Source organism: Mesorhizobium sp. M8A.F.Ca.ET.207.01.1.1, from assembly GCF_004794715.1.
Taxonomy (GTDB): domain Bacteria; phylum Pseudomonadota; class Alphaproteobacteria; order Rhizobiales; family Rhizobiaceae; genus Mesorhizobium.
Map to the genome: position 1 here is coordinate 1 of NZ_SRUS01000481.1, position 301 is coordinate 301.

A 301-nucleotide genomic window follows, 5' to 3' on the forward strand; every position below is an offset into this window, starting at 1 on the left:
TGACCCCGAGGGATAGGGCGATGGGGTCAGAGCCCTTCCTGCGGAAGGGATCCGACCCCGGCTCAGGCGGTTACGGTTTGACGGCGAGGGTGACCTGTCCCAGCTCGGTGGCGCCCTGCGCCTTGCCGTTCTGCGCGGTGGTCGCCGGCCAGGTGAAGGGAATCTTCAACAGTTCACGGCCGCCGACTTCGCGCACGGCTTCCACCACCAGGGTGTAGTTGCCCGGGGCCAGCTGCTTCAGGGCCGGCTGCCTGTCGTTGAACGACAGCGCGTGCTTGCCGGCCGGGCGGGTCGGCCCGGT

At 69.4% G+C, this 301-nt stretch carries 1 protein-coding gene; it reads right to left on the reverse strand.

What is annotated here, in order from left to right; translation table 11 throughout:
• Positions 1–70: 70 nt before the first annotated feature.
• On the reverse strand, positions 71–301 hold a 231-nt coding region (locus EN850_RS35465), incomplete at its 5' end, for a DUF2271 domain-containing protein (RefSeq protein ID WP_136093064.1).